The organism is Aminobacter sp. Y103A, from assembly GCF_030294925.1.
Classification (GTDB): domain Bacteria; phylum Pseudomonadota; class Alphaproteobacteria; order Rhizobiales; family Rhizobiaceae; genus Aminobacter; species Aminobacter ciceronei.
The window spans coordinates 69,310-92,622 of sequence record NZ_AP017988.1 but is presented as its reverse complement, the minus strand read 5'-3'; the positions used below and the strand labels follow the sequence as shown (position 1 = coordinate 92,622).

Here is a 23,313-nt window from a genome sequence, read left to right as displayed (position 1 = left end):
CGGCCGCGTTTCAGAATTTGCTCGCAGCCGAGGATGCGCGCGTGAGACGAATGCACGCCATGCATGTCGTTGTTGATGAGCGAGATGCACCTCAAGCTTCCGTCAGCGAAACAATTCGCCTAGAAATTCATCAATGGCCAGTTTCGCAAGACCCCCCCGCAGGGTACCGATGCTTCGACGCTCGCGCGCCATGTGGGTTTCACCACGGTTGTGGCGCCCGCGCATCGTTTTTTGGGTAGGTGCAATCGCAATTGGCCTGATTGGCGTTCTTTTCGCCAAGATGGCCGATCAGGCGCAATACCTGTTCCAGCAATTCACATCCGCCGATGGAAGTTCTTGGTTGCCGCTGCTCATCACACCGTTGGGCTTTGTCTTTTACGCCTATATCGCCCAAGTCTTCTTCCCCGGATCACAAGGGAGCGGCATCCCTCAGGCCATCGCCGCTCGGCATCTGCGCGACGACCAGGAACGATCTCGACTTTTGTCCTTGCGCCTGGTTGTCGGCAAGGTCGCTCTGACTGTTGTCGGACTTTTCGTCGGAGCCTCTATCGGCCGCGAAGGCCCAACGGTTCAAGTCGGTGCATCAATGATGCTGCAAGTTGCGCGTTGGGGCGGAATGGCACAGGCACGCGGCCTCATTCTCGCAGGCTCCGCTGCCGGTATCGCCGCAGCGTTCAACACGCCACTGGCAGGGATCGTTTTTGCCATCGAGGAAATGGGGCGCAGTTATCAGGCGCGGACGAACGGTGTCATTTTGGCCGCAGTCATCCTTGCCGGCTTGGCTTCGCTCGGCCTCCTCGGCAATTGCACCTTGCGAAAACCCGCCAAAACCGGTCCGCGCTATCGTTCGGCGCTCCGCACGTGCCGAGATGCACTTGATGGACTGCGGCGCACAAAGGATGCCCGCAAGGCGTTCGTCGCGGCCGCAAAAGAAGTGGGCCGACGTATCTACTAGCTGGTTCGAAAAGCGAGGTGGGGATGAAATACCGGGAAGTGCAGGAGAAACTGAGAACTGTTGGCATAGTGATGTGCAAGACGGGCGGGCGCCTTCGGATCAATCACTTTTGCGGACGCCGCCTTGAAAGCGTCGATAGCTGACGCATTCGCGAAAGGCCAGGGCGTGAGTGGAGTGATAACCATGGGTGCAGACACTCACGGGCACGCCTACCATGACAAGCAGCTTGCGATCGGTCAGCATTCTGCTGCTCAGCACGTTCATAATGATGTTGGCTGTCGGACTGCAGGGAATGCTCATACCGTTGCGAGGGGCCGCCGAAGGGTGGAATCGCACCGAAATAGCCTGGATCGGCACCTTTTATGCACTCGCGTTCACAGCAGGCTGCGTCGCAACTCCTGCGCTCGTGAGACGCGTCGGCCACATCAGGGTTTTTGCTGCGTTCCAGGCGCTGCTCGGCACGTCGCTATTGCTACATGCCATGATCCCAGATCCATTGGCCTGGTGCGCCTTTCGCGCGATCGGAGGGTTTGCACTCTCGGGCGCCTACATGATCATCGAGAGCTGGCTGAACGAGCGCGTGGACAACGAGAACCGCGGCGCGATTTTCGCAGGTTACATGATCTCTTCAATGGCAGGCGTTGGCGCAGGTCAGTTCATCCTTCCGCTGGGCGAGGTCGGGACGTCTACCCTGTTCATGGTGGCGGCCGTTCTTTACAGCATGGCGATGCTGCCAATCGCATTTACCACAGCCCCATCACCTCAGCCCCTCGCCCGAGCCGCGCTTGATCTCAAGGCACTTTATTTCAAGACTCCCGCGGCCCTTGTCGGCTCGTTCGTTGCAGGCATCATTTTTGGGAACTGGACCTATTTCGGACCGCTTTACGGGCAAAGCGTTGGTCTTTCTTCTACAGGTATCGCGGGCATGATGACTGCGGCGATGGTCGGCGGGACGATCTTTCAGGTCCCGTTCGGCAGGCTGTCTGATCGGATTGACCGCCGCTACGTGATGGCGCTTGCAGGGTTTATCGGGGTTGCAGTCTCGGTTGCAATGATCGCAATCAAACCCGAGCAGCCTGCAGCAATCATTGGCGGCGTCTTTGCCTTAGGTTCAGTTCTTTTTACGATTTATGCGCTGAATGTTGCGCATGCGAGTGACAAGGCCGGCCCAGGCGAGTTCCTTCAGGTATCCGGAGGGCTGCTGATTGCTTACGGCATCGGCACGATGATTGGACCGCAGGTCGGCGGTCGGCTAATGGATGCATCGGGGCCGTCAGGCTTTTTCATGGCGATGGCCCTTCTGTATGCCATCTATGGGCTCCATGCGTTGTGGCGGTCCAGTCGCGTGCCGGCGGTCGAAAATGACAAGCGAACCGACTTCAAGGTCCTTCCCGCCAGCACCGTGCAAACGCCGGAAACTGCGGTGCTCGATGGTCGTTCGGACGACCTGTAGGTGCCAGCCCTGGGGTTCCCTTCCTCGAGCCAGTGTACGGCAGCATTCCGATCGCCTTCAGTCAAACCTTTCCAAATCATCCCAAACTTCTGGAAGGCTTGTGCGGCTTGGCTGCCAAACGGATCCGCTTACGTTCACGAAACGCCACCAAAGCGGCTTTGGTCAAAAAATAGAACACGATTGCAAAGAAAGCGCCAAGCGGAACGCCACCAACAGTCATGGGCTTAAGCAGCGGCGCCCATAGCTGCGCGACATCGAGCTGAGACAAGGCCTGCCCAAGGCGCAGAGGAGCGAGGTTCGCAGGTGTTTGACCGTAGAGGATCAGCCGTCCCAGCCCCAATGTAGCCGCCCAGATGAATGGGAAGGTAATCGGATTGCCAACGGCTGTACCAAGCGCTGAAGCGACAATGTTACCTCTGAAAGGGTATGCGACACAGGCCGCTATCAAAAAGTGAAACCCCAAAAAGGGAAGAAACGATGCGAATACGCCTGCAGCCACGCCCGCAGCGACCGCGTGCGGTGCGGCGGTCAGACGCAAGACTCGCTTTGTCAGATAGCGCGCGGAACGTAAAAACGACTTACGTGGCCAGAAGAAGCCCCGGATCCCTTCCCAAACACGAGCTCGGCTTCGTCGCTTTAAAAGCATGTTTCCCTCCGCGACAAAAGCAAACCTGGCGGGTTCCCAGTGCCTCACGCACTGTTTCAGTCGAACATATCTCGTGGGCTCATTTCGCTGCAAGCAAATGCGGGTTCCCGTTCCAGAGCTACCGCAAGCGGCGCGCCTTGGACTCAGTCGAGACGGCCTGTCAAGAAGCCCTCGAGCACAGCCTCTCATCGGCGACTGGCAGTCCTCGGTGCGGTCGCACTCGCGATCCGTCACCCCAAGCGCTGTCGCCGACGGAAAAATCCGCGCCGATGATGCGCCGCAACACGCCTCCATGGCGATCATGCAGGTCGGCATCTGCAGCCGCATCGTTCGGTGGACCACCACCGCACATTTGTCATCGACGCAGACAACGCGCAACTGTTCTTACTTATGTCAATGCCAACAACTGAAATCGTCATGGATCGGCTCCTCTTCCTTCAATGACGGATCACCATCCTCGATGTCCTCGGAAGGGCGGACCATCCCATAATCAACACTCAGCTGCCGCTCGCACTGGATCGGCAACTTGAAAGCGCCTTCGCTGATGGAAGAGCGTGACGGTCGGGCATTAGCAGCGGCTGGTGTGTCGGTCGAAGGGTATCGAAAACGTTGAACCCCAACATCGAAATTACTGGCTTTTCCCCTCTTGGAATTTCGGGTCTTCATTGCGCCACGACTGGCGGAAGAAGCCTCTTGCAGGTGGCACGTCAGCCTGGGAGGCCAAGATTTTGATACCTACGACTGTTTCCACCTATGATGAATTGATCGCCAATTTTGCTTGGGATGTTCCTAGGAAGCTGAACATCGGCTTCGACATTTGCGACCGCCACGCGACGTCCAACCCGGATGCGATAGCCCTGATCGAAGACGCCGATGGGGCTGTCAAGCGATATACCTATTCTGACTTGAAGCGCATCACCGACAATCTTGCGCATTCCTTCACCGAACTCGGCGTCAAGCGCGGTGACCGTGTGGTCGTTTCACTTGGCCAGAATGTGGAGGCTGTGTTTGTTCACATCGCCTGCTTCAAAGTGGGCGCAATTTCAGTTCCGATCGCCGGTCTCTACGCCGGTGAAGCGTTGGCATTCCGCATTTACGACTGCGAGGCGAGCCTCATCGTCACCGACCGTTCAGGTGCGGACAAGCTGCATGCCCTGGACAAGTCCAGCCCGCGTCTCGTCGTGATCCACGACGGCGCCAAGAGTAGCGAAATTGATTTCGATAATCTGATCGCCGGAAATTGCGGGGCATTCCCTATGGCGGATACAGAGTCGGATGACCCGGCAATGATCTTCTACACCTCGGGTTCGACAGGCAGCCCGAAAGGGGTGCTGCATGGTCACCGCCTTGTCATCGGACACCTGCCTTGCTTTCAGCTTGGCTTCGAAATGGCGCCACAGGATGATGACGTATTCTGGACAGCGTCGGACTGGTCGTGGCTCGGGTCCTTGGGCGATCTAGTGTTTCCGGGCCTCTATTCCGGCAAGACAGTGATTTCCACGCCCGGCCGTTTCACACCGGAACGCGCCTACAGGGTCATGGAAGAGCACAAAGTGACGTGCCCGTTTCTCGCTACGGCAGTACTGCGAAAGATGAGCAAGGAGCCGTCCCCAGCGGATGCGAGGTTTTGCATCCGCGGGATCATGACCGGGGGCGAGGCCATGCCGCCGGAGGTGTTCAAGTGGTCACAGCAGACCTTCGGTGTTCCAGTCAACGACGAATTTGGCCTTACCGAGGCCAACCAGATGTCGGTCGGCTGCGAGACGCTGTATCAGACGCCCGCCGGTTCAGTCGGCCGCATCGCACCCGGCAAAAAGGTGGTCATACTCGATCCGGCCGGCGAGATCCTCCCGGTCGGCGAGAGGGGGGAAATCGCAGTCTGGTTTGACTCGCCGGGCAACATGCTGGGCTATTGGAACCGCCCTGAGCAATCGGTCAAGAAGCTGGTTGGGGGCTGGTTTCGTACCGGAGACGAAGGCCGGATCAATGACCAGGGCTATCTCTTCTATTATGGGCGCTTGGACGATCTGATCCTCGTCAACGGGCTACGGGTGGGGCCAGAGGAGGTCGAGGCGACATTGATGACCCATCCGTCCGTAAAGGAAGCTGCAGTTGTCGGGCTGCCCGATCCCAGTTGTGGCGAGGCGGTGGTAGCCGCCCTCGTGCTGAAGGATGGCATCGAAGGAACCGATCAACTCATCGACGAGCTGAAGCGGCGGGTGAAACGCGATCTTGCTGTGCATAGCTATCCGAAGCGGATGATCTTTGTCGACGACATCCCAGTGACCACGACTGGCAAAATCCGGCGCCGGGAAGTGCGCATGGCGCTTTTAGGCGCGGAAAAATGAACTGACGGGCATGATCGAGACACCGACCCTGGGGAGTGTGGGGACGATGACAGGCTTTAAGATCGAAAAGCACGGCGAGGTTCTCGAAATTGTCCTGGATCGACCCAAGGCAAACGCGATCGATTCGACGACTAGCCGGGCGCTAACCCACGTTCTCGCCGACTTCAACGTCGATCCACGCTACCGGGCAGCCATATTCACCGCGGAAGGCCGTTTCTTCTGCACGGGCGCTGACCTTAAGGAGATGGACGCAGAGCAGAACGAGGTCGACTATGGGCCCAACGGCTTCGCAGGCCTCACCCATTTCAAGGATTTGTCGAAGCCGGTGATCGCGTCCGTCAATGGTCTGTGCGTCGGCGGTGGATTTGAACTCGTGCTTGCCTGTGATCTTGTCGTGGCAAGCGAGAACGCCCGCTTCATGCTGACGGAGGCAAAGATCGGGAACGTTCCTTATCTCGCCAGCGTGGAGCGGCTCCTGAAGAAGGTGCCGTTCAACGTCGGCTTGGAAATGCTCTACACAGCGCGAGAAATGAGCGCGGCTGAACTCCAGGCCTACGGGCTGGTAAACACTGTCGTGGCCGGAGACTGTCTGCGTTCAGCTGCTCGCCAGATTGCGGAGCGCATTATTGCATCGGGCCCACTGTCAATTGCCGCCTTGAAGCGCGCTGCTGCGACGGTCGAAGAGCTTACAGAATTCGCGCGCCCACACGGGGGTGATCGGCCTCTTGCCGATGTATTTTCATCGGTGATGATGTCACAGGATGCGAGGGAAGGAGCGCGCGCTTTCGTGGAAAAGCGCACGCCCCAATGGCAGGGGCGTTAGCGAGCCGCTTAATTGCTTAGCCTCGCGCTCTTATGACCAAGTTTTGGCGCGGTTAGCAATCGGCTCGTGTCCTTGCGATCCGATTGGCGAAGCACGTCGCCCAAAAGGGGCCCAGTTGCGGGCGCGTGTAGCAATAGAGGGAGGAATGCAATTTGAGTACGACGAAATCGGCTCTTACACGGGCGAACATCGACTACTACATATTCATACCGGCCATCCTATTTATCTTAGGTTTGGCTATTCCGATAGGCATGAATCCCGGAGCTGCCGAGGCACTCGCAGGCGACCTGATTGCGGCCATTACCAGAGGGCTGGGCTGGCTCTATTTGATTGGCGCGCTCGCGGTCTTCTTGTTTCTCTTGTGGCTGGCTCTGGGTCCTTATGGACGGATCCGTCTCGGTCGCCCCCAAGACAAGCCCGACTTCAGCAAGTTCAACTGGCTCGCGATGATGTTCTGCGCAGGCATGGGGTCATCGATCATGAACTACGCCTTTGCCGAACCGATCTATTTCATGCAGGGCCCAGCTCTCGGCTTCAAGGCAGGCAGCAATCAGGCAGCGGAATATGCCCTCATGTACTCGTTTTTCCACTGGGGGATCATCGCCTATGGCATTTATCTCCTGCCAGCTATTCCAATTGCCTACATGGTGTTTGTAAAAAGGGCCAATCTGTTCCGGTTGAGCGAGGCCTTCGTCGGCGTCCTAGGCGACAAGGCGTACGGGCCGGTCGGCAAGATCATCGACGTTCTAGTCATCTTGGGCATCATCGGCGGAACGGCGACGACGTTGGGTCTTTCGGTTCCGGTGCTGTCCACTCTGTTTTCCGGAACGTTCGGCGTGCCGAATACCTTCGGGCTTCAAGTTTTCGTGCTTGCTCTATGGACGGCGATATTCACCTGGAGCGTATACCAGGGTCTTTCCAAGGGTATTCAGGTTCTGAGCCGGATCAATGTGCTACTTGCGCTCGCGCTCCTGGCATTCGTTTTCCTAACTGGGCCGACCCTCTTCATCCTCGACCTCACAACTGACAGCCTCGGTCTCTTGGCGACAAACTTCTTCCGCATGGCCCTGTGGACCGACCCGATCGACAAGAGCGGATATCCGCAGGCGTGGACGATCTTCTACTGGGCCTGGTGGCTTGCTTATGCGCCGATGGTCGGCTTGTTCACGGCACGCATCTCGAAGGGACGCACCATTCGCGAACTGATCTTATACGCCATGGTATACGGCAGCGTCGGTTCTTGGGTCTTCTTTGCGGTATGGGGCGGCTACAGCATCTTCGCGCAGACGACTGGTGCGCTGGATTTGTCATCGATCCTGGCCGCCAATGGCATGCCCGCGACGATCCTGGCTGCGGTGCAGGCTCAGCCGCTGGGGAAAATATTCATGTTCCTCTTCTTGATCCTATTCATGGTGTTCACGGCGACGACGATGGATTCCTCAGCCTATGTACTGGCGTCTATGAGTTCCAGGCGTCTCGACGCAGATGAGGAACCATCCCGTCTCAACCGCATCACCTGGGCGGTCATTCTCGGTATCACAGCCATCGCGATGCTTATGATGGGAGGACTAAAAGCCGTGCAGTCGTCCAGCATTGTGTTGGCCACGCCGTTGGTGTTCTTGATGGCGTTGCTGGTGGTGTCACTGATGCGAATGCTAAAAGCCGACTACGGCATCGCCGTCTGTACGAGACACTTCGTGCTTCAGCCTTCGGGGGAAGTGGCTGAGGCTCCGGCGAGCGAGGCTCAGCCGTTGTCGAGCCTGCAACCAATCCCAGCGCATTGACTCCATTCCAACCAGTCCCCGTCTGGCATTGCCGGGCGGGGATCAACTCGCGTCGACATTAGAGGAGACCTCTTTAAGCCCGCGTAACGCTATAGCAAGCATGCCCGGGTCATAGTGGTTCTCCGGGTACATCAGATAAAGCGGAATATTAAACTCCGGCGCATCTACAACGGCGTGCAGCATGCCCTCGCGGATGAGGCCACGCACGGCTTTTCTCGACAGATAGGCTGCTCCTCCGTCGCGCATTATGACTTGTAGAGCCAGTTCTCCCAGACCTACCGTCAGCGCTGGCGCGAAAGATTCGCCTGAAGCCATGCTGAATTGCTGATTGAAATGTGGTCCCCAATCCACGTGGATATAGTTCTTGCGGCTCTCGAACAGTGACAGTCCCCGTATAGTCGAGAGAAGAACCAGGGGCTCGTCGGCAAACTTCTCTATGCACATTCCTGGGACAACATTGGGAACCGACGTGACAATGACATCAAAGAAGCCGTCGGATAAACTGCGCGTCATCCCTTGGGACCAATCAGCCTCGATGCGCAGGATGTAGTGAGGCGCGTTGGATCGCATCCATGATATCCACGGATAGCTGTAACGCTCCCATGCCGTTGCTTGGATGGCGATGCTGACGGCTCCTTCAAACGCATCGTCAAGCGCGGCCTCCTGCCGCCCCTGTCTCCAAGCTTGCGCCATGCGCAGCGCGTAGGGACGAAACCGCAGACCGGCTGCGGACAATCGCATGCCCGAATGCGACCGGATGAAAAGCTCTTGGTTAATCTCATCCTCAAGTTGTTTGATGCGCATGCTGACCGCCGATTGTGTCAGGTTCAGATGGTTCGCAGCCTTAATGATCGAACCTGTTTCGGCGACTTCAAGGAAGGTCACTATTCGTTGTATGTGCATGAGTCCGCAAAGTGGTTAGAGAAAAGTCGTGAGCAGCCTGCGCGTAACAAGTACATCAGTACCGAACCGATGCGGCGGTGACCGTGGTTGTAGAGGTGCTGATAGTCCTGCTTCGGCACATCATACACGCACTGATCGTTCGATGCATGTCGCGCCAAGCTTGCATGTTGATACGGTCTTTGTTGTCCGCTGCTTCATGCATCCCGGCCTGGGTTGATTATCTCGCCTTCACTTACGCGCCGATCGGCCGCAATCGCCTGGGCAAACAGGTCGCCAAGGCAGTGCTCTGTCTGCTCTTGGCAGTCGCCGCCTTTTGGCTACTTCCGCTACTCGTTCGTGGCCTCGAGAGCATTGTCTCAAGCATCCCCGGGGGAGGTTTTCTGGCTCGCCCGCTGTTCGGCCTCACCTTCGAACATTACCGGGCCGTGTGGGTGGACTACGGCCTATCGATGTGCCACACGCAAGATGGCCATGAAGGCCATCGCCCGCAAACCACATGGCCGACGCGAAAAGTCGTGGTTCCGAACCGGCCTCGACGCCCTCAGGCGATGGATCCTCAACGACCCGCAGCAAGCCATCTTCGCATGGCTGCAAAACGCTCCAAAAAGACCTCTCTCAACACCGTGAAGGCGCAGAGTCGTGTACTGTGATCGAGCGCCGGAGGCAGGCAAGGCGAAGACCTGGCTTGTCTATGGAGAGAGTGAACGTGGGAACCGTGTCGGCAAGGCACTGCGCCGAATGGTATCGAGTCCCAAGGCGCAGTTCCGATGGCGAAATCCGGAGATCAATCCATACATCTTCCGGAGCGAAATCCGCAACACCATCACGTCGCGATATCACGATGTTGCCATGGCCATGGGCCAAGGTTGAATGGAGAGCCGTATGCGCTGAAAGGTGCACGTACGGTTCGGGGAGGAGAAGCGCTTCTGCGCTTCTCACTCCACTCAAAGTCCGGGGCCAATGGATGTATCTCTATCGAGCCATCGACAGCGTCGGTGATACCGTCGAATTCTGGTTCAGCGAACACCGTGATCTGCCGGCGGCGAGGCGTTTTCTGCGCAGGGCCTTGCAGCGCCATGGCCGACCGGATCGCATTGTCATCGACGGCAGCCAGACCAACCGGGAGGCGATCCTTTCCTGCGATGCCGAGAACCGTTTGCAGGATCGGTCGCGACGAGCATTGAAGCCGAACCGTATCCGCAAGAGCCAATATTTGAACAACCGGATCGAGCAGGATCACCGGCGCATCGAGCGGAGGGGGCGGCCGATGTTGGGTTTCAAATCGTTCTCTTCGGCCGCCATCACATTGGCCGGCATCGAGATGGTTCACATGATGCGAAAGCGCCAAGGCCGCTTCGCCTTCAACCCAGCCCCTACACTCCAGGACCAGTTCGAGGCCATCGCCGCCTGAAATCCGTTAGCGGGAACGCCGCTCTCGCCTGCCTGTAAATTTGCAACACAACCAGCTCATGCGAAGGCGCCGCATCGCTCGGCGGCGATCACCTTAACGCGCTCCTCCGCGGACTTGGCGCCTTCGCGGTCCCGCGCAATTTTGGGCAGCGATAAGGCATCCGCAGCTTTGCGCGTCGCTGCCGCGACGTTCGCCATGGTCTCTTCTGCATGCGCGATGGGAAGCTCGATCGTGCGGGCAAGCGTAAGGAAATCGCGCGGCGTGAGCCGTTCGTCCTTACCGCTCAGCTTGAGCGCCATGCGATCGCTGGCGAGGCCGGGAAAGACCCGCGTCGTGACCGCGTCATAGAGCGGCGCGAACCTGACGCTTTCGAATTGCCGCGCGCCAGGCGGGACGATCTTTAAGAGCGCTAGGTTCTTGAGGTGCATGTCGCCGTCGGCGATCAGCCACGCGAACACCGCGCGGCGGAACAGGGTATCGAGATCGGCGGCGGGATCGGTGGACAGCGGCCGAAGCCCGCGCGCGACGCGCTCGATGGTGCCGTCGTACTTTGCCGACGCGGGCAGATCGAGGACCGAGCAGAAGTCCTCCAGCGCAAGGCGGCGCTGATCCGCGGCGTCTCGCCGGATGTCGAAGCGCTCAACAACAAGAGCGGGCGCCATCCCGTCGGGCATGCCGACGAGCGCTGCGTCGGGAACGATGAACCCCGCTGCCCGACCGAGTTCCAGGCAGATCCATTCGATGACCGGCAAGGCCTCGAAGCCGGCCGTACCCGCGGGCTTGAGGATATGGGTGAACGGCGCGTCGATCGCCGGGATCAGCGCGCCGTCGGACGTCAGGCACATCGGCGCCTTGATTTGTACGCCGGACAGACGCGGTGTTTCCGCGCGCTCGAAAAGCTGCGCGAGATTCTCCTCGAAGCTATGCTCCAGTTCACCCCTCGATGGACCAACATACCGTCCGGTGAATTCCCCACCCTTTGCGTACTTTGCGAGCGGCGCTTGCAAAACGTCGAGCGGCAGCGCTTCGAGCTCTTTCTTGTCGGCGACAACCGCGACATTCGACATGAACCGCTTGCCGCGCCGAATGGCATCGCGATTGTCCCGCTCGTGAAGCACTTGGGCGAGCCAGCCTTCCGGCAAGAGCGACTCCACAAAGGCGGGGAGCTTTCCGGGGGCTGTCTGGCGGACCAGCGGCGGCGCCGTATTCGCCGTTGCCTTCCAACGCCATTCGAAGCCGTCATGCGTCAGACGGCCGAGAGGCGCGCCATGCCAGGCGAGGATCCGCTCGAGCGCCGCCTTGTTTGCGGTCGCCTTTCCGAGAGCCGGTCGCATGGTCAGATAGCGCTCGGCCCCTTCCCCCTCGCGATACCAACCGTTTTCGCGAGCCAGAGCCCATACAGCGTCCGCTACCGCTTGCGGTGACCCAAACTCCTCGATCAGCCGTGCTGCCATGTCGGCACGAAGTTCGTCGGTAATGGCGCTCGCATGTTCGCTTCGGAGCCGGAAGGCTTCCAGAAACCGCTGGCGTGGTGACGACACCTCGATCCTGATCTCGCCCTGATCGTCGCCCACAATCGCCAGTGCCGTCGACGGATGAGCTGGCGCTTCGTTTTGGACGATCTCGAGCGTGCGGATTCGGGTTCGCTGATTGCGACGCCCACTCAGGAACAGTCGGCCATCAGGGGTTGGTCCAAGGAGTAGGGCTGATGCGGAGGATAAATAGGCGGTCGGATAGAGGTACTGCGCGATACGAACCGCATGCGTGAGCACCGCTGCGTCGACGTCGACGTTCGCCTGCACATAGACGCCGCGGACTAGCTGGATCAGTTCGCCCGCCGTAGCTTGTACGTGCGCGCGTCTTCGGTCGATTGTTTCACCCACCAAGAGAATGGTCACGGACGTTCTCGCATTTCAGATGCGGGAACGTCCGCATTTAAACGATCGATGTCAAGGACTTTCGCGCATTTCAGATGCGCAAAAGTTCGATATGAATGCAGTTCAAACGACCATCTGCGCCCTGAAGGCAGCAGCCCGCGCGCTACGATCCTGCAAATAGATGCGGTATCGAGAGAGAAGACCGTCGTGGTCTGCTCCTTCCCCAATCAGCTTATCCGTTTCGGCCAAAGCAAGCTCGTATGTGAGACAGCCGGACCCATCTCCCGCCCAAGATCGGCGAACTGACGCTGGCCAACGATTTTTTAGAGGACGCGCTCAGCAAAGCCGGCCTGTTGAGCGCAAAACGATGATCGACCGCGAGCACGCCTTTCCGATCGTGGGCCAGGCCAAGATGCTCGGCCTGGCCCGCAGTACGGTCTACTATAAGCCTCGGCCGGTTTCGGCCGAGGACCTGGCGCTGATGCGCCGGCTCGACGAGTTGCATCTCGATTACCCCTTCGCCGGGGCGCGGATGCTTCGGGCGCTGCTGCGGCGAGCCGGTGTCGTGGTCGGCCGCCGCCATGTCGCGACGCTGATGAAGCGCATGGGGATTTCTGCGATCTATCGGCGCCCGCACACGAGCAAGCCAGCTGCGGGCCACAAGATCTACCCGTATCTGTTGCGCGGGATGAAGATCGCACGACCGAACCATGTCTGGGCGATGGACATCAGCTACAGTGCGCCTCGCCCCAATCGGGGAGGCATATGACTGGAATGCAAAGAGAAAGGAGGATGCGAAGAATTGCCTGCCCCCTGCTGTAAGGGGGCATGAGCCCAAGCGGCGGTGACCTGTCGTCAACTGGCAGGGTGGCGTAGCCCGCAGGTAAAGGGGATTGAGGCGAAGTCGTTACGCCAAGATGGTTCCCGAGGCTGAAGTATTGGAAGGTTGAGGAACACGAACCGGTTAACCCGCATCTGAGGGCTGGAATGTCGCCTTCGCCTACACGGCTTAACAGGCGAAATGCTGATGATGACGCCTGAGATGTATGCCAGCGTCATCCCAACACGGACGAACACGTAGGCTGTCCGTGGCAGCCATGGGGAGAATGCAGCCAGACCATGGCATCGGCATCGACTTGCGGAAAGCAAGGGAAAAGATTGCGACCGGCAGCCTCGACATGGATGAGTGCGGTTTCCACAACGCGCGACCGGCTGCGTTCCGACCGGCGGCGCACCGAATCCGCCAACTCCGAGAGAGAGAGGTAGCGCTCGTCATCCGGGCGCGAGAACCACTCCGAGGAAACGCGACCGATTCGCTCACTGCGGCTGACATCCACCTTGTAGCCGCCGCTGATTTCGCGGCCGACGTCGAGAACCTGCATGTCCATGAGACCAAACTCCATGACGGGCGCCGAGAGCCTCTCTCTCGACACTCAACCCGTCACGGAACCCGGTCCGCGCTCTCACTCTCCAAGCGGGCGTCGAGGGATCTCCACCCACAGACGAGACCCGACGCCTGACAATTTCGCGCCCCCCTCTGCACCAGACATAACCGTCGCCGATGACAAGTGCCAAGGGCCAGCTCAGCCTCCTAGGCGGGCTTTCTCCGTATTGGCGGCAGGTCGGTGCAAACGCCTTCGGCAACTTCGGCAGCCATGCCGATGGTCTCGCCGAGCGTCGGATGCGGGTGGATGGTTTTGCCGATATCGACGGCATCCGCTCCCATCTCGATCGCCAGGCAGATCTCGCCGATCATGTCGCCGGCTGCCGGGCCGACGATGGCGCCGCCGATAATGCGGTGCGTCTCCTTGTCGAACACCAGCTTGGTAAGGCCGTAGTCCGCGCCATTGGCAATGGCCCGGCCTGACGCTGCCCACGGAAACTTGCCGATCTCGACTGCGCGGCCCGCTACCTTGGCCGCGTCTTCGGTTACGCCGACCCAGGCAATCTCCGGGTCGGTATAGGCGACTGACGGCACGACCTTGGCGTCCATGAAGCTCTTGAGCCCGGTTGCCGCCTCCGCGGCGACATGGCCCTGATGCACCGCCTTGTGCGCCAGCATGGGATTGCCGGTGACATCGCCGACAGCAAAGACGTTCTGGTTCTGCGTGCGCATCTGCGCATCGACTTCGATGAACCCCCTGGCGTCGAGGGTGATGCCCGCCATGACAAGTTGCAGTGCCTCGGCCGCTGGTCGCCGGCCTGCCGATTGCAGGATCAGGTCGTAGCGTCGCACGCCCGCCCCCTCGCCGCTCGTCGTCACGACAAGGGCATCGGCCTCGGCGATGACGCTTTCGACACGCGCACCCAGAAGGATCGCATCGAAGCGGTGGGCATTGCGCTTGCGCCAGACATCGACCACGTCGCGGTCGACGTCGGGCAGCAGCCTGTCGAGCTGTTCCACCACGTCGACACGCGCGCCAAGCCCGCTGTAGACGGTGGCCATCTCGAGCCCGATGATGCCGCCGCCGATGACCAGCATGCGTTCGGGAATGAAGGGCAGTTCGAGCGCGCCCGTGGAATCGACGATGCGCGGATCGACAGGCAGGAACGGCAGCTTGACCGGCACCGAGCCTGCGGCAACGATTGCCTTGGCGAAGACAATCCTGCGGTTGCCGCCGTCGAACAGCTCGACGTCGACCGAGCCGCTATCGGCGAACTTCGCCGTGCCTCTGACAACCTCGACCTTTCGCAGACGGGCCATGCCCTTCAGCCCATCGGTGAGCTTGGTGACGACGCCGGCCTTGAAGCTGCGCAGCCTGTCGAGATCGAGGGTCGGCGTGTCGAAGGCGACGCCATGGTCGGCGAGGCGCTCGGCCTCCTCCTTGACCGCGGCGACATGCAACAGCGCCTTGGAGGGAATGCAGCCGACATTGAGGCAGACACCACCGAGCGTGGCGTCGCGCTCCACCAGGATCACGCGTTGTCCGAGATCGGCGGCGCGGAAGGCAGCGGAATAGCCGCCCGGTCCGCCGCCGATCACCAGCACGTCGCAATCGGGCGCGGCACCCACGGCAGGTGATGGCGTGGCTGCTACGATCGGCTTCGCAACTGCGGCCGGCGCTTCATGAATAGCCGCAGGCTTGGCTTCGCCTCCGCCCGCTGCCGCTTCCACGATGGCGATCAGCGCGCCCTTGGAAACGCGCTGGCCGATGGCCAGTTCGACTGAAACGATGCGCCCCGCGGAGGGCGACGGCACGTCGATCGAGGCCTTGTCGGATTCGAGCACGATCAGTGTCTGGTCGAGCGCGACGTCGTCGCCCGGCTTGATGTGCACCTCGATGACGGCGACATCCTTGAAGTCACCCATTTCGGGCACCCTGATTTCGGTGATGCTCATTTTCGCCTCAAACGATCGCGCGGCGGAAATCGCCCAGAAGGGCGGCGATGTGACCAAGGAACCTGGCCGCGGCAACGCCATCGACGACGCGGTGATCCCACGACAGGGAGACCGGCATGATCAGCTTCGGCTGGAAGCCCTCGCCGTTCCAGATGGCTTCCATCGCTGAGCGACCGGCGCCGAGGATCGCCACTTCGGGCGCATTGATGATCGGTGTGAAGCCTGCCCCGCCAATGCCGCCAAGCGACGACACCGAGAAACAGCCGCCCTGCATATCGACGGCCGACAGCCCGGTACCGCGCGCCTTGTCGGCGAGCGCGCGCATTTCCGTTGCGATCTCAAGAACGCCCTTGCGGTCGCAATCGCGGATCACCGGCACCATCAACCCCTTGGGCGTGTCGGCGGCAAAGCCGATATGGACGTAGTTCTTGAGCACCAGCTCCTCGCCGTCGAGCGAGGCGTTGAAGCGTGGGTAAGCCTTGAGCGCCAGCGCCGACGCCTTAATCAGGAAGGCGACCATGGTCACCTTGGCGTCCTTGTTGGCTGCATTAAGCTCCTTGCGGAACTCCTCGAGCCCGGTCACATCGGCCTTGTCGCAGTTGGTGACATGCGGAATGGTCAACCAGTTGCGGGTGAGATTGCCGCCCGAGATCTTCTGGATGCGGGACAGCGGCTGGCGTTCGACGGGGCCAAACTTCTCGAAGTCGACCGCAGGCCAGGCCGGCAGGCCGGCGCCAATGCCGGAACCGGGCACCTGCACCGGGGAGCCTCCAGCGAGGCGCTCCTTGATATGCGCGGTGATGTCGTTGCGCAGTATCCTGCCCTTTGCGCCGGAAGGCTTGACCATGCCAAGTTCGACGCCAAGCTCACGGGCGAAGGCGCGCACCGACGGCGTCGCATGGGCTCCGACAGCGGTCTCCGTCGTGACCGCTGGCAAAGTGCTCGCCATTGCTGCTGCCGGTGCCACCTTCGCTGTCGCCGGCGGTCCTGCCCTAACGGGTGGAGTCGCGGGAGCGGCTTCGGTCTTTTTGGTTTCTGGCGTGGCTGCCGAGGGCGCCATGGCAGGCTCGTCGGCATCGATCGTCAGCAGCAGCGCGCCCTGCGACACGCGGCTGCCGATCGCCACTGCGAACTCTCTGACGGTTCCGGAAAAAGGCGCCGGAATCTCCATCGTCGCCTTGTCGGATTCGACCGTCATCAGCGGGTCTTCGACCGCCACCACGTCGCCCGGCTTCACCAGGAGTTCGACGACCGGCACATTCTTGTAGTCGCCTATGTCAGGCAACCTGACTTCCAATTGTTGGCTCATATCAACTCTTTCAGAACTGGAAATCGACGGGTCAGTGCTGCCAAGGCGCATCGATCGTGGTATCGAGCCCGTAGCGGGCAATGGCATCAGCAACCGTCTGACGCATCACCGAACCTTCGGTGGCGAGCGCTGCAAGGGCAGCCACCGCGATGTGGCGATGATCGACCTCGAAGAAGTCGCGCAACGCGGCACGCGTGTCGCTACGACCGAAGCCGTCAGTGCCGAGCGCGGTGAACGGCGCCTCGACATATGACGCAATCAGTTGCGGATAGGCGCGGACATAGTCGGTGGCAGCGATGATAGGGACCTTGCCCGGCAGGCACCCGGCGAGATGACTGACCACTGGCTCAGCGAGCGGGTTGTAACGGTTGTGTCGCTCCGCCTCCCTTGCGTCGCGCGACAGTTCGGAGAAGCTGGTGGCACTCCACACCTCTGAGGCGACGTTCCAATCGTTGGCGAGCATCTGTGCTGCCTCGATCACCTGCGGGAGGATGGTGCCGGAACCGAGCAGGCGAACGTGCCCGGCGCTCTTCTTCGGCTTGTGGCCGGCGATCCTGTAGAGCCCCTTGATGATGTCGGCCTCGACGCCTGCCGGCATCGACGGCTGGGCGTAGTTCTCGTTCATCGCAGTGACGTAATAGAACTCGTCCCTGCCCTCTTCCATCATGGCGCGGGCGCCATGGTCGAGAATGACTGCCAGCTCATAGGCGAAGGTCGGGTCATAGGCGCGGCAGTTTGGAACGGTCGACGCAACGAGAAGGCTCGATCCATCCTGGTGCTGCAAGCCTTCGCCGGCCAGCGTGGTCCGGCCTGCGGTCGCCCCGATCAGGAAGCCGCGCGAGCGCTGGTCGGCCGCTGCCCAGATCAGATCCCCGACACGCTGGAAGCCGAACATCGAATAGTAGATGTAGACCGGCAGCATGGCGAGGTTGTGCACGCTGTAGGACGTGGCGGCAGCCACCCAGGATGAGACTGCGCCCGCCTCGGTGATACCCTCTTCGAGCAGTTGCCCGTTCTTGGCTTCCTTGTAATACAGCATCGAGCCGGCATCCTCGGGCTCGTAGAGCTGGCCGACCGGCGAATAGATGCCGACCTGGCGGAACAGATTGGCCATGCCGAAGGTACGCGCTTCGTCGGCAACGATCGGCACGATGCGTGGCCCGACCTCCTTGTCCTTGATCATGTTGCCAAGCAACCTGACCGCGGCCATGGTCGTCGACATCTCCTTACCCTCGGCATTGAGGGCGAAATCGGCGTAGCTTGCCAGCGGTGGTATCGCCACCGGATCGGTCATGCGGCGCCGCGCCGGCAGGTAGCCACCAAGCGCCTCACGGCGCGATCTGAGATAGGTGAGCTCGGCGCTGTCTTCAGCCGGCTTGTAGAACGTGACCTGCTCTGCCTGCTCGTTGCTGATCGGCAGGGCGAAGCGGTCGCGGAAAGCCAGCAGAGCCTCGACGTCGAGTTTCTTTGACTGGTGTACCGTCATGCGCGACTCGCCGGCAGCGCCCATGCCAAAACCCTTCTTGGTCTTGGCCAAGATGACAGTCGGCCGGCCCTTGGTCGCCCTGGCCGCTTCGAAGGCTGCAAACAACTTGCGGAAATCGTGGCCACCGCGCTTCAGGGCGTCGATGTCGCTGTCCGACATATGGGCGACCAGCGCCTTGACCTCGGGATCCTCCTCAAAGAAATGGGCCAGGTTGTAGGCTCCGTCCTTGGCGCCGAGCGTCTGGTACTTGCCATCGACGGTGGCGGCAAATCGACGGAGCAGTGCGTGCTGGGTGTCGCGTGCAAACAGCGCGTCCCATTCCGATCCCCAAAGCACTTTGATGACGTTCCAGCCCGCACCGCGGAAGGTGCTCTCAAGTTCCTGGATGATCTGGCCATTGCCGCGCACCGGGCCGTCGAGCCGCTGCAAGTTGCAATTGATGATGAAGGTCAGGTTGTCGAGCTTTTCACGTGCCGCGATCGACAGGCCAGCGATCGATTCCGGCTCGTCCATCTCACCGTCGCCGAACACCCCCCACACATGACGGCCCTCGGTATCGGCGAGGCTCCGGTCGTTGAGGTAGCGCATGAAGCGGGCCTGGTAGACCGCGGTGATCGGACCGATGCCCATCGACCCCGTCGGCACCTGCCAGAAGTCGGGCATAAGCCACGGATGCGGGTATGAGCACAGGCCGGTGCCGCCGATCTCCTGGCGGTAGTGCTGAAGATGCTCTTCCGAAAGCCGCCCTTCGAGATAGGCGCGGGCATAGACACCCGGCGCAGAATGCGGCTGAAAGAACACGACGTCACCATCGCCCGCACCGCTATCGGCTCTGAAGAAGTGGTTGAAGCCGACCTCGAAGATCTCTGCTGCAGAGGCATAGCTGCCGATGTGGCCGCCGAGTTCGCCATAGGCCTTGTTGGCCTTCACCACCATCGCCAGCGCGTTCCAGCGGATGATCGCGGTGATGCGTTCCTCCATGCCAAGATCGCCTGGGAACGGCGGCTGCTTTTCGAGCGAAATGCTGTTGCGATAGGGTGAATACGGCAGCGGCTCATGCACGATGCCGAGTTCCTTGGCCTTGCGGTCGAGTTCTCCGAGGATGAATTCGGCCCGCGTGCCGCCCGAACTGACGAACAAGGACTCGAGCGAGGCCAGCCAGTCGGCTGTCTCCTGCGGGTCGCCGTCAAATCCGGCGCTGGCCTCACCGATGGGGGCGGACGGGGTCTTGGTGAGCATGATGGCGCTCCAGCTCCTTGAGTTTCCACTTGCGCGCGAGGATAGCGGCAAGGCTCCGGCATTTCCTGCCGAAGGTGTTGCAAATTTCAGAAAATGCAGCAGATACTGCTGCATTATATTTTTCATTCAGCAGGATCTGCTGCACATGCATCTTGATACGATAGACATGCGTATCCTCTCGGAAATCCAGGAGGACGCCAGCCTGACAAACGCCGAGCTTGCCGCACGTGTCGGGCTGTCGGCCTCCCCCTGCCTTGCCCGCGTGCGCGCACTTGACGCGGCGGGCATCATCACCCGCCGCGTCGCCCTGCTCGATCCGATGCTGCTGGGCGCTGATGTCAGCGTCTTCATCCAGGTGACACTGGAGAAGCAGACCGAGGCGTTGCTCGATGTTTTCGAGGCGGCGATGGCGGGCTTTCCCGAGGTCATGGAGTGCTATCTGATGACCGGCGATTCCGACTATCTGCTGCGCGTCGTGGTGCGGGACACGGTTGCGCTCCAGCATTTCATCGTTGACCGCCTGTCCAAGACGCGCGGCGTCGCCAACATCCGCTCGAGCTTTGCCCTCAAGCAGGTCAAGTACAAGACGGCCCTCCCGCTGGAGCAGCTTGCCAGCCCACGCGCGCGTCGATAGCGCGCGCGGTCGAGTATCTTCAGCATGCATCATCTGAATGTCGCCGTCAGTTGTGGAAACACCACCAGCAGCAGAACGAGCAAGTTGGTGCACAAGAGGTAGGGCAGGACCGCCAGGCTTACCTGCTCCAGTGTCGTTCCCTTGGGAGAAACGCCAAGCAGGACAAACAGGCCCATGCCGAACGGCGGCGTGGCAAGCCCGATTTCCAGCGAGAGCAGCATGATGATGCCGAACCAGATCGGGTCGTAGCCGAGGCCAAGCGCCAGCGGAAAGAAGATCGGCACCGTCAGCATCATGATCGATGCCGCTTCCATGAAAAGGCCGAGGAACAAAAGCACCCCGAACATCGCCGCCAGCAGGACCACCGGTGCGACGTCCAGCGAGGTTGCCCAGGAGATGAGCCCCGGCGAGGCGCCGGAGAACGCCAGCAACTGACTGAAGGTCGACGACCCCATGATGATCAGGAACAACATGCCGCTGACCTTGGCCGAACCGACGACCGCCTTCCTGAATGCAAGTACGCTGAGACTGCGGAAGCAGGCGGCAACGATGGCCACTCCGAGCACACCAAAAGCCGCGGACTCGGTTGGTGTCGCGAGACCGAGAACGATCAGCCCGACCACGAGGAAAATGACGAAAGCCATAGGCAAGAGATTGAGAGCAACCAGCCGCGCGATTTCGCCCCAGCTTGCCGGCTCGACATCATAACGCGGCGCAGCATCCGGATCGATCCGCACGGAGATGAAGATCACGGCTGCATAAAGCAGCGCAAGCACAATGCCTGGCACCAGTCCTGCAAGCAGCAACGCGCCGATGTCGAGATGGGCCAGGCTGCCGAGCAGGACAGCGAGGCCGGACGGAGGGATAATGATGGCCAGTCCGCCACAGGCAACGATCGGCCCCATCGACAGATGGTCCTTGTAACCGCGCCGCGTCATCTCCGGCAGCAGCGACGCGCCGAGCAGCGCTGTATTGGCCATGCTCGAGCCCGATAGTGCGGCAAACAGCGTGCCGCCCGACACCGTTATGTAGGAAAGCCGGCCCGGCAAGCGGCCAAACAGCTTGTCGAGCACATCGAAAATGCGGTTCGAAACGCCGGTGTGGAAAAACAGCTCGCCCATGAGAATGAAGAGCGGGATCGTCACCAATGTGAACGAGGTGATCGACGTCGTTGCATTGGCAACGAGCTGCTCCAGGCCGGCCTGGCCACCGATGAAGACCATAACGCCGACCATGTTGGCGAGCAGGAAGGCAAAGGCTACAGGCAGCGTAGAGGCCATCGACACGATGATCAGGCCGATGAGCAGCGTGCCCGAGAGGTACCAGTCCATGGTCACAGGCCTCCCCTAGCATCAAGGGTTTCTGCATTCCTCAATGGCGACAGGCCGTGACGCAGAAACTCTAGCGCACAGAGGCCGAAGCCGGCGGCCAGCGCCGCAAACAGCACCCATCGCGGGATTTCGATCGAGCGGATGTCGAGTTCGCCGCGGGCATGGACATCGATGCCCATGCGCACCGCGATGACGACCACGACAATACAGACACCGAAGCCGACAAGACTGACAACCCTGTGCAGCAGCAACTGCCCGCCGACGGGCAGTGCACGGCTGAACAATTCGATGCGGACATGGCCGTGATAACGCACGAGATATGGGGCGATCGCCATGGTCAGAAGCAGCATGGCGTATTCAGTCGCCGCACTCGTCCAGATCGGGGGCTGAAGGCCGACAGCTCGGGAGCCGACATCATAAAGGACAGACGCGCAGGTAAACACCAGCGCCGCACCCGCCAGTCCAACGCAGCATGCGTCGCTGACTTCATTGTAGGTCTTTGCAACGGAGGCCACGCTGATCTCCAGAAGTTTCAAGGTCGCGCCGCCGACGCGCCTTCGCGCCGACGGCACCCTGGGAGGATTACTTGGAGAGAGCGCGACGTAACGCGTCGGCATTGTCAGGCGCGTTGCGCGCCAGGCGCTCCCAAACGAGTTCATGGGCGAGCGCCTTGTATTTGGCCCCTGCATCAGGGCCCAGTTCGATGAACTGCACACCGGATTTGGCGATCTCGGCCGCCTCCTCGTCGGCCTGGACGCGATAGGCATCCATGGTCCGCGCCTCCTGCTCGACAGCAGCCGCGACCAAGACCTTGCGAGCCTGCTCCGGCAGGGCATCGAACTTGGCGGCGTTCATCACGATCAGCGTATCGATCTGCCATACGGCCGGGCTCACGCGTGCCTTGATGAACTTGGTGACGCCGACATCGCGGAAGTTGATGCCCGTTGCGGCAAGGCCGTTGACCATGCCCCGCTCGAAGGCGGAAAAGGTCTCGGGCGGCGCCATCATCACATTGGTGGCGCCCATGGCCTCGAACCAATCCTTGTAGGCCGAAGACGAGCGCAACTTCAGGCCGCGCAGATCCGGCACACCCTCGGGCGTCAGCTTCGGCGCTTCGGTCAGGTAGAGGTAGAAGCCGATGCCGCCGCTCATCCACCCCAGCACCTCGGCATTGAGCTTCTTGCGCCAGATACCGGACAACAGCTCGATAGCACCGGCCTTGCGGGCCTCGATCGGTGAGATCTCGGATGCCTTCAGCGCATCGGCTTCAGGCACCACACCCGAATAGTAGGAAGCGGCGCCGAACTGGATGTCGAACACACCATTGCGGATCGCCGTGTCCTGCTGGTCGGCCGGAACGACCTCCGGTCCACCGATATGGTCGATGCTGACAACGCCCTTGCCTGTCTCGTTCACGCGCTCGACGAAGCGAAGATATTCCTTCACCACCGCGTAAGAACTTGGCCAGGTCGAAACGGACTTGAGAACGACCTCGTCGGCTGCAGCCCCAAAAGGCGCCAACGCCAAGACAGCCCCAATGCAGAATCTGAGAAACTTCATCGATTTCCTCCTTCGATGTGGCCTGTAGGCACGATGTCCTCCGGCGCGCTCCGAACCCAATATCGGAGCGGGCGCCTCATCGCGTCAATGATAGCTAGTCGCATGATCGATACGTATCATCTGCGTATTATGATAATAATGTAAATACAAGTCCTGTAAATTATCATATTTTGGCATTTATATGCATCCTGTGCGGCCAGCACACCGTGATCGC

General features: G+C 60.5%; 16 protein-coding genes and 5 pseudogenes. 11 read left to right on the top strand and 10 right to left on the bottom strand.

Features of this window, described 5'->3' with window-relative positions; all coding sequences use genetic code 11:
* Window positions 1–133: 133 nt before the first annotated feature.
* The 3 genes and pseudogenes from Amn_RS30360 to Amn_RS30350 form a co-directional block, all read left to right on the top strand.
* Window positions 134–805: pseudogene (locus Amn_RS30360) on the top strand (chloride channel protein); the annotation flags it as partial.
* Window positions 779–955 (top strand): DUF982 domain-containing protein, encoded by a 177-nt coding sequence (locus Amn_RS30355; RefSeq protein ID WP_286299628.1) that lies wholly within the window; start codon window positions 779–781, stop codon window positions 953–955. The pseudogene Amn_RS30360 and the gene Amn_RS30355, both read left to right, overlap by 27 nt.
* Before the next feature lie 214 nt (window positions 956–1,169).
* Complete coding sequence (locus Amn_RS30350; RefSeq protein ID WP_286299500.1) at window positions 1,170–2,408, top strand: MFS transporter; 1,239 nt, start codon at window positions 1,170–1,172, stop codon at window positions 2,406–2,408.
* 76 nt (window positions 2,409–2,484) lie between these two features.
* Here Amn_RS30350 and Amn_RS30345 read toward each other — a convergent pair whose 3' ends face one another.
* Window positions 2,485–3,054 (bottom strand): DUF2062 domain-containing protein, encoded by a 570-nt coding sequence (locus tag Amn_RS30345; protein WP_286299499.1) that lies wholly within the window; start codon window positions 3,052–3,054, stop codon window positions 2,485–2,487.
* A 665-nt stretch (window positions 3,055–3,719) separates the two neighbouring features.
* Between Amn_RS30345 and Amn_RS30340 the strand changes: the two genes are divergently transcribed.
* The 3 genes from Amn_RS30340 to Amn_RS30330 all read left to right on the top strand — a co-directional run bounded on the left by Amn_RS30340 (window position 3,720) and on the right by Amn_RS30330 (window position 8,009).
* Window positions 3,720–5,402 carry an acetate--CoA ligase gene (locus Amn_RS30340; RefSeq protein WP_286299497.1) on the top strand — a complete coding sequence of 561 codons (1,683 nt, stop codon included), beginning with the start codon at window positions 3,720–3,722 and terminating at the stop codon, window positions 5,400–5,402.
* A gap of 10 nt (window positions 5,403–5,412) precedes the next feature.
* The gene (locus tag Amn_RS30335; protein WP_286299496.1) at window positions 5,413–6,225 is read left to right on the top strand and encodes an enoyl-CoA hydratase-related protein; all 813 of its coding nucleotides are present in this window, start codon (window positions 5,413–5,415) and stop codon (window positions 6,223–6,225) included.
* Between the two features lie 152 nt (window positions 6,226–6,377).
* Complete coding sequence (locus Amn_RS30330) at window positions 6,378–8,009, top strand: BCCT family transporter (protein WP_286299495.1); 1,632 nt, start codon at window positions 6,378–6,380, stop codon at window positions 8,007–8,009.
* Window positions 8,010–8,051: 42 nt separating this feature from the next.
* Here the strand turns inward: Amn_RS30330 and Amn_RS30325 are convergent, their stop codons facing one another.
* Window positions 8,052–8,894, bottom strand: a complete 843-nt coding sequence (locus tag Amn_RS30325) for a LysR family transcriptional regulator (protein WP_286299492.1) — start codon at window positions 8,892–8,894, stop codon at window positions 8,052–8,054.
* 95 nt (window positions 8,895–8,989) lie between these two features.
* Between Amn_RS30325 and Amn_RS30320 the strand changes: the two genes are divergently transcribed.
* The 3 genes and pseudogenes from Amn_RS30320 to Amn_RS30310 all read left to right on the top strand — a co-directional run.
* Window positions 8,990–9,562, top strand: coding sequence for a hypothetical protein (locus Amn_RS30320; protein ID WP_286299491.1), 573 nt, complete (start codon window positions 8,990–8,992; stop codon window positions 9,560–9,562).
* A gap of 1 nt (window position 9,563) precedes the next feature.
* A pseudogene (locus tag Amn_RS30315) lies at window positions 9,564–9,782 on the top strand (group II intron reverse transcriptase/maturase); the annotation flags it as partial.
* Between the two features lie 67 nt (window positions 9,783–9,849).
* Window positions 9,850–10,323: pseudogene (locus Amn_RS30310) on the top strand (IS6 family transposase); the annotation flags it as partial.
* 56 nt (window positions 10,324–10,379) lie between these two features.
* Here Amn_RS30310 and Amn_RS30305 read toward each other — a convergent pair.
* Window positions 10,380–12,221 (bottom strand): HipA domain-containing protein, encoded by a 1,842-nt coding sequence (locus Amn_RS30305; RefSeq protein WP_286299489.1) that lies wholly within the window; start codon window positions 12,219–12,221, stop codon window positions 10,380–10,382.
* A gap of 260 nt (window positions 12,222–12,481) precedes the next feature.
* Here Amn_RS30305 and Amn_RS30300 point away from each other — a divergent pair.
* Window positions 12,482–12,936: pseudogene (locus Amn_RS30300) on the top strand (IS3 family transposase); the annotation flags it as partial.
* Between the two features lie 430 nt (window positions 12,937–13,366).
* Here Amn_RS30300 and Amn_RS30295 read toward each other — a convergent pair.
* From Amn_RS30295 to mdeB, 4 genes and pseudogenes are all read right to left on the bottom strand, one after another.
* Window positions 13,367–13,588, bottom strand: a pseudogene (locus Amn_RS30295) (DUF932 domain-containing protein); the annotation flags it as partial.
* A gap of 203 nt (window positions 13,589–13,791) precedes the next feature.
* A complete protein-coding gene (gene lpdA, locus Amn_RS30290; RefSeq protein WP_067968845.1) occupies window positions 13,792–15,540 on the bottom strand; it encodes a dihydrolipoyl dehydrogenase in 1,749 nt (582 codons plus the stop codon).
* A gap of 7 nt (window positions 15,541–15,547) precedes the next feature.
* Complete coding sequence (locus Amn_RS30285; RefSeq protein WP_286299486.1) at window positions 15,548–16,849, bottom strand: 2-oxo acid dehydrogenase subunit E2; 1,302 nt, start codon at window positions 16,847–16,849, stop codon at window positions 15,548–15,550.
* A gap of 31 nt (window positions 16,850–16,880) precedes the next feature.
* Entirely contained in the window at window positions 16,881–19,574 is a 2,694-nt protein-coding gene (gene mdeB, locus Amn_RS30280; RefSeq protein WP_286299484.1) for an alpha-ketoglutarate dehydrogenase, read from the bottom strand.
* A gap of 145 nt (window positions 19,575–19,719) precedes the next feature.
* Between mdeB and Amn_RS30275 the strand changes: the two genes are divergently transcribed.
* Window positions 19,720–20,208 carry an Lrp/AsnC family transcriptional regulator gene (locus Amn_RS30275; protein ID WP_067969635.1) on the top strand — a complete coding sequence of 163 codons (489 nt, stop codon included), beginning with the start codon at window positions 19,720–19,722 and terminating at the stop codon, window positions 20,206–20,208.
* A 29-nt stretch (window positions 20,209–20,237) separates the two neighbouring features.
* Here the strand turns inward: Amn_RS30275 and Amn_RS30270 are convergent, their stop codons facing one another.
* The 3 genes from Amn_RS30270 to dctP form a co-directional block, all read right to left on the bottom strand.
* The gene (locus Amn_RS30270) at window positions 20,238–21,539 is read right to left on the bottom strand and encodes a TRAP transporter large permease (RefSeq protein WP_286299481.1); all 1,302 of its coding nucleotides are present in this window, start codon (window positions 21,537–21,539) and stop codon (window positions 20,238–20,240) included.
* 2 nt (window positions 21,540–21,541) lie between these two features.
* On the bottom strand, window positions 21,542–22,054 hold the full coding sequence (locus Amn_RS30265) for a TRAP transporter small permease (RefSeq protein WP_286299479.1): 513 nt from the start codon (window positions 22,052–22,054) through the stop codon (window positions 21,542–21,544).
* A 67-nt stretch (window positions 22,055–22,121) separates the two neighbouring features.
* A complete protein-coding gene (gene dctP / locus Amn_RS30260) occupies window positions 22,122–23,099 on the bottom strand; it encodes a TRAP transporter substrate-binding protein DctP (RefSeq protein ID WP_286299478.1) in 978 nt (325 codons plus the stop codon).
* Window positions 23,100–23,313: the final 214 nt, after the last annotated feature.

Excerpts from the sequence above, each read along its gene's own strand:
- Amn_RS30350 (WP_286299500.1), top strand. The coding sequence starts at position 1,170 with ATGACAAGCAGCTTGCGATCGGTCAGCATTCTGCTGCTCAGCACGTTC.
- Amn_RS30345 (WP_286299499.1), bottom strand. The coding sequence starts at position 3,054 with ATGCTTTTAAAGCGACGAAGCCGAGCTCGTGTTTGGGAAGGGATCCGG.
- Amn_RS30335 (WP_286299496.1), top strand. The coding sequence starts at position 5,413 with ATGATCGAGACACCGACCCTGGGGAGTGTGGGGACGATGACAGGCTTT.
- lpdA (WP_067968845.1), bottom strand. The coding sequence starts at position 15,540 with ATGAGCATCACCGAAATCAGGGTGCCCGAAATGGGTGACTTCAAGGAT.
- Amn_RS30285 (WP_286299486.1), bottom strand. The coding sequence starts at position 16,849 with ATGAGCCAACAATTGGAAGTCAGGTTGCCTGACATAGGCGACTACAAG.
- mdeB (WP_286299484.1), bottom strand. The coding sequence starts at position 19,574 with ATGCTCACCAAGACCCCGTCCGCCCCCATCGGTGAGGCCAGCGCCGGA.
- Amn_RS30275 (WP_067969635.1), top strand. The coding sequence starts at position 19,720 with ATGCATCTTGATACGATAGACATGCGTATCCTCTCGGAAATCCAGGAG.
- Amn_RS30270 (WP_286299481.1), bottom strand. The coding sequence starts at position 21,539 with ATGGACTGGTACCTCTCGGGCACGCTGCTCATCGGCCTGATCATCGTG.
- dctP (WP_286299478.1), bottom strand. The coding sequence starts at position 23,099 with ATGAAGTTTCTCAGATTCTGCATTGGGGCTGTCTTGGCGTTGGCGCCT.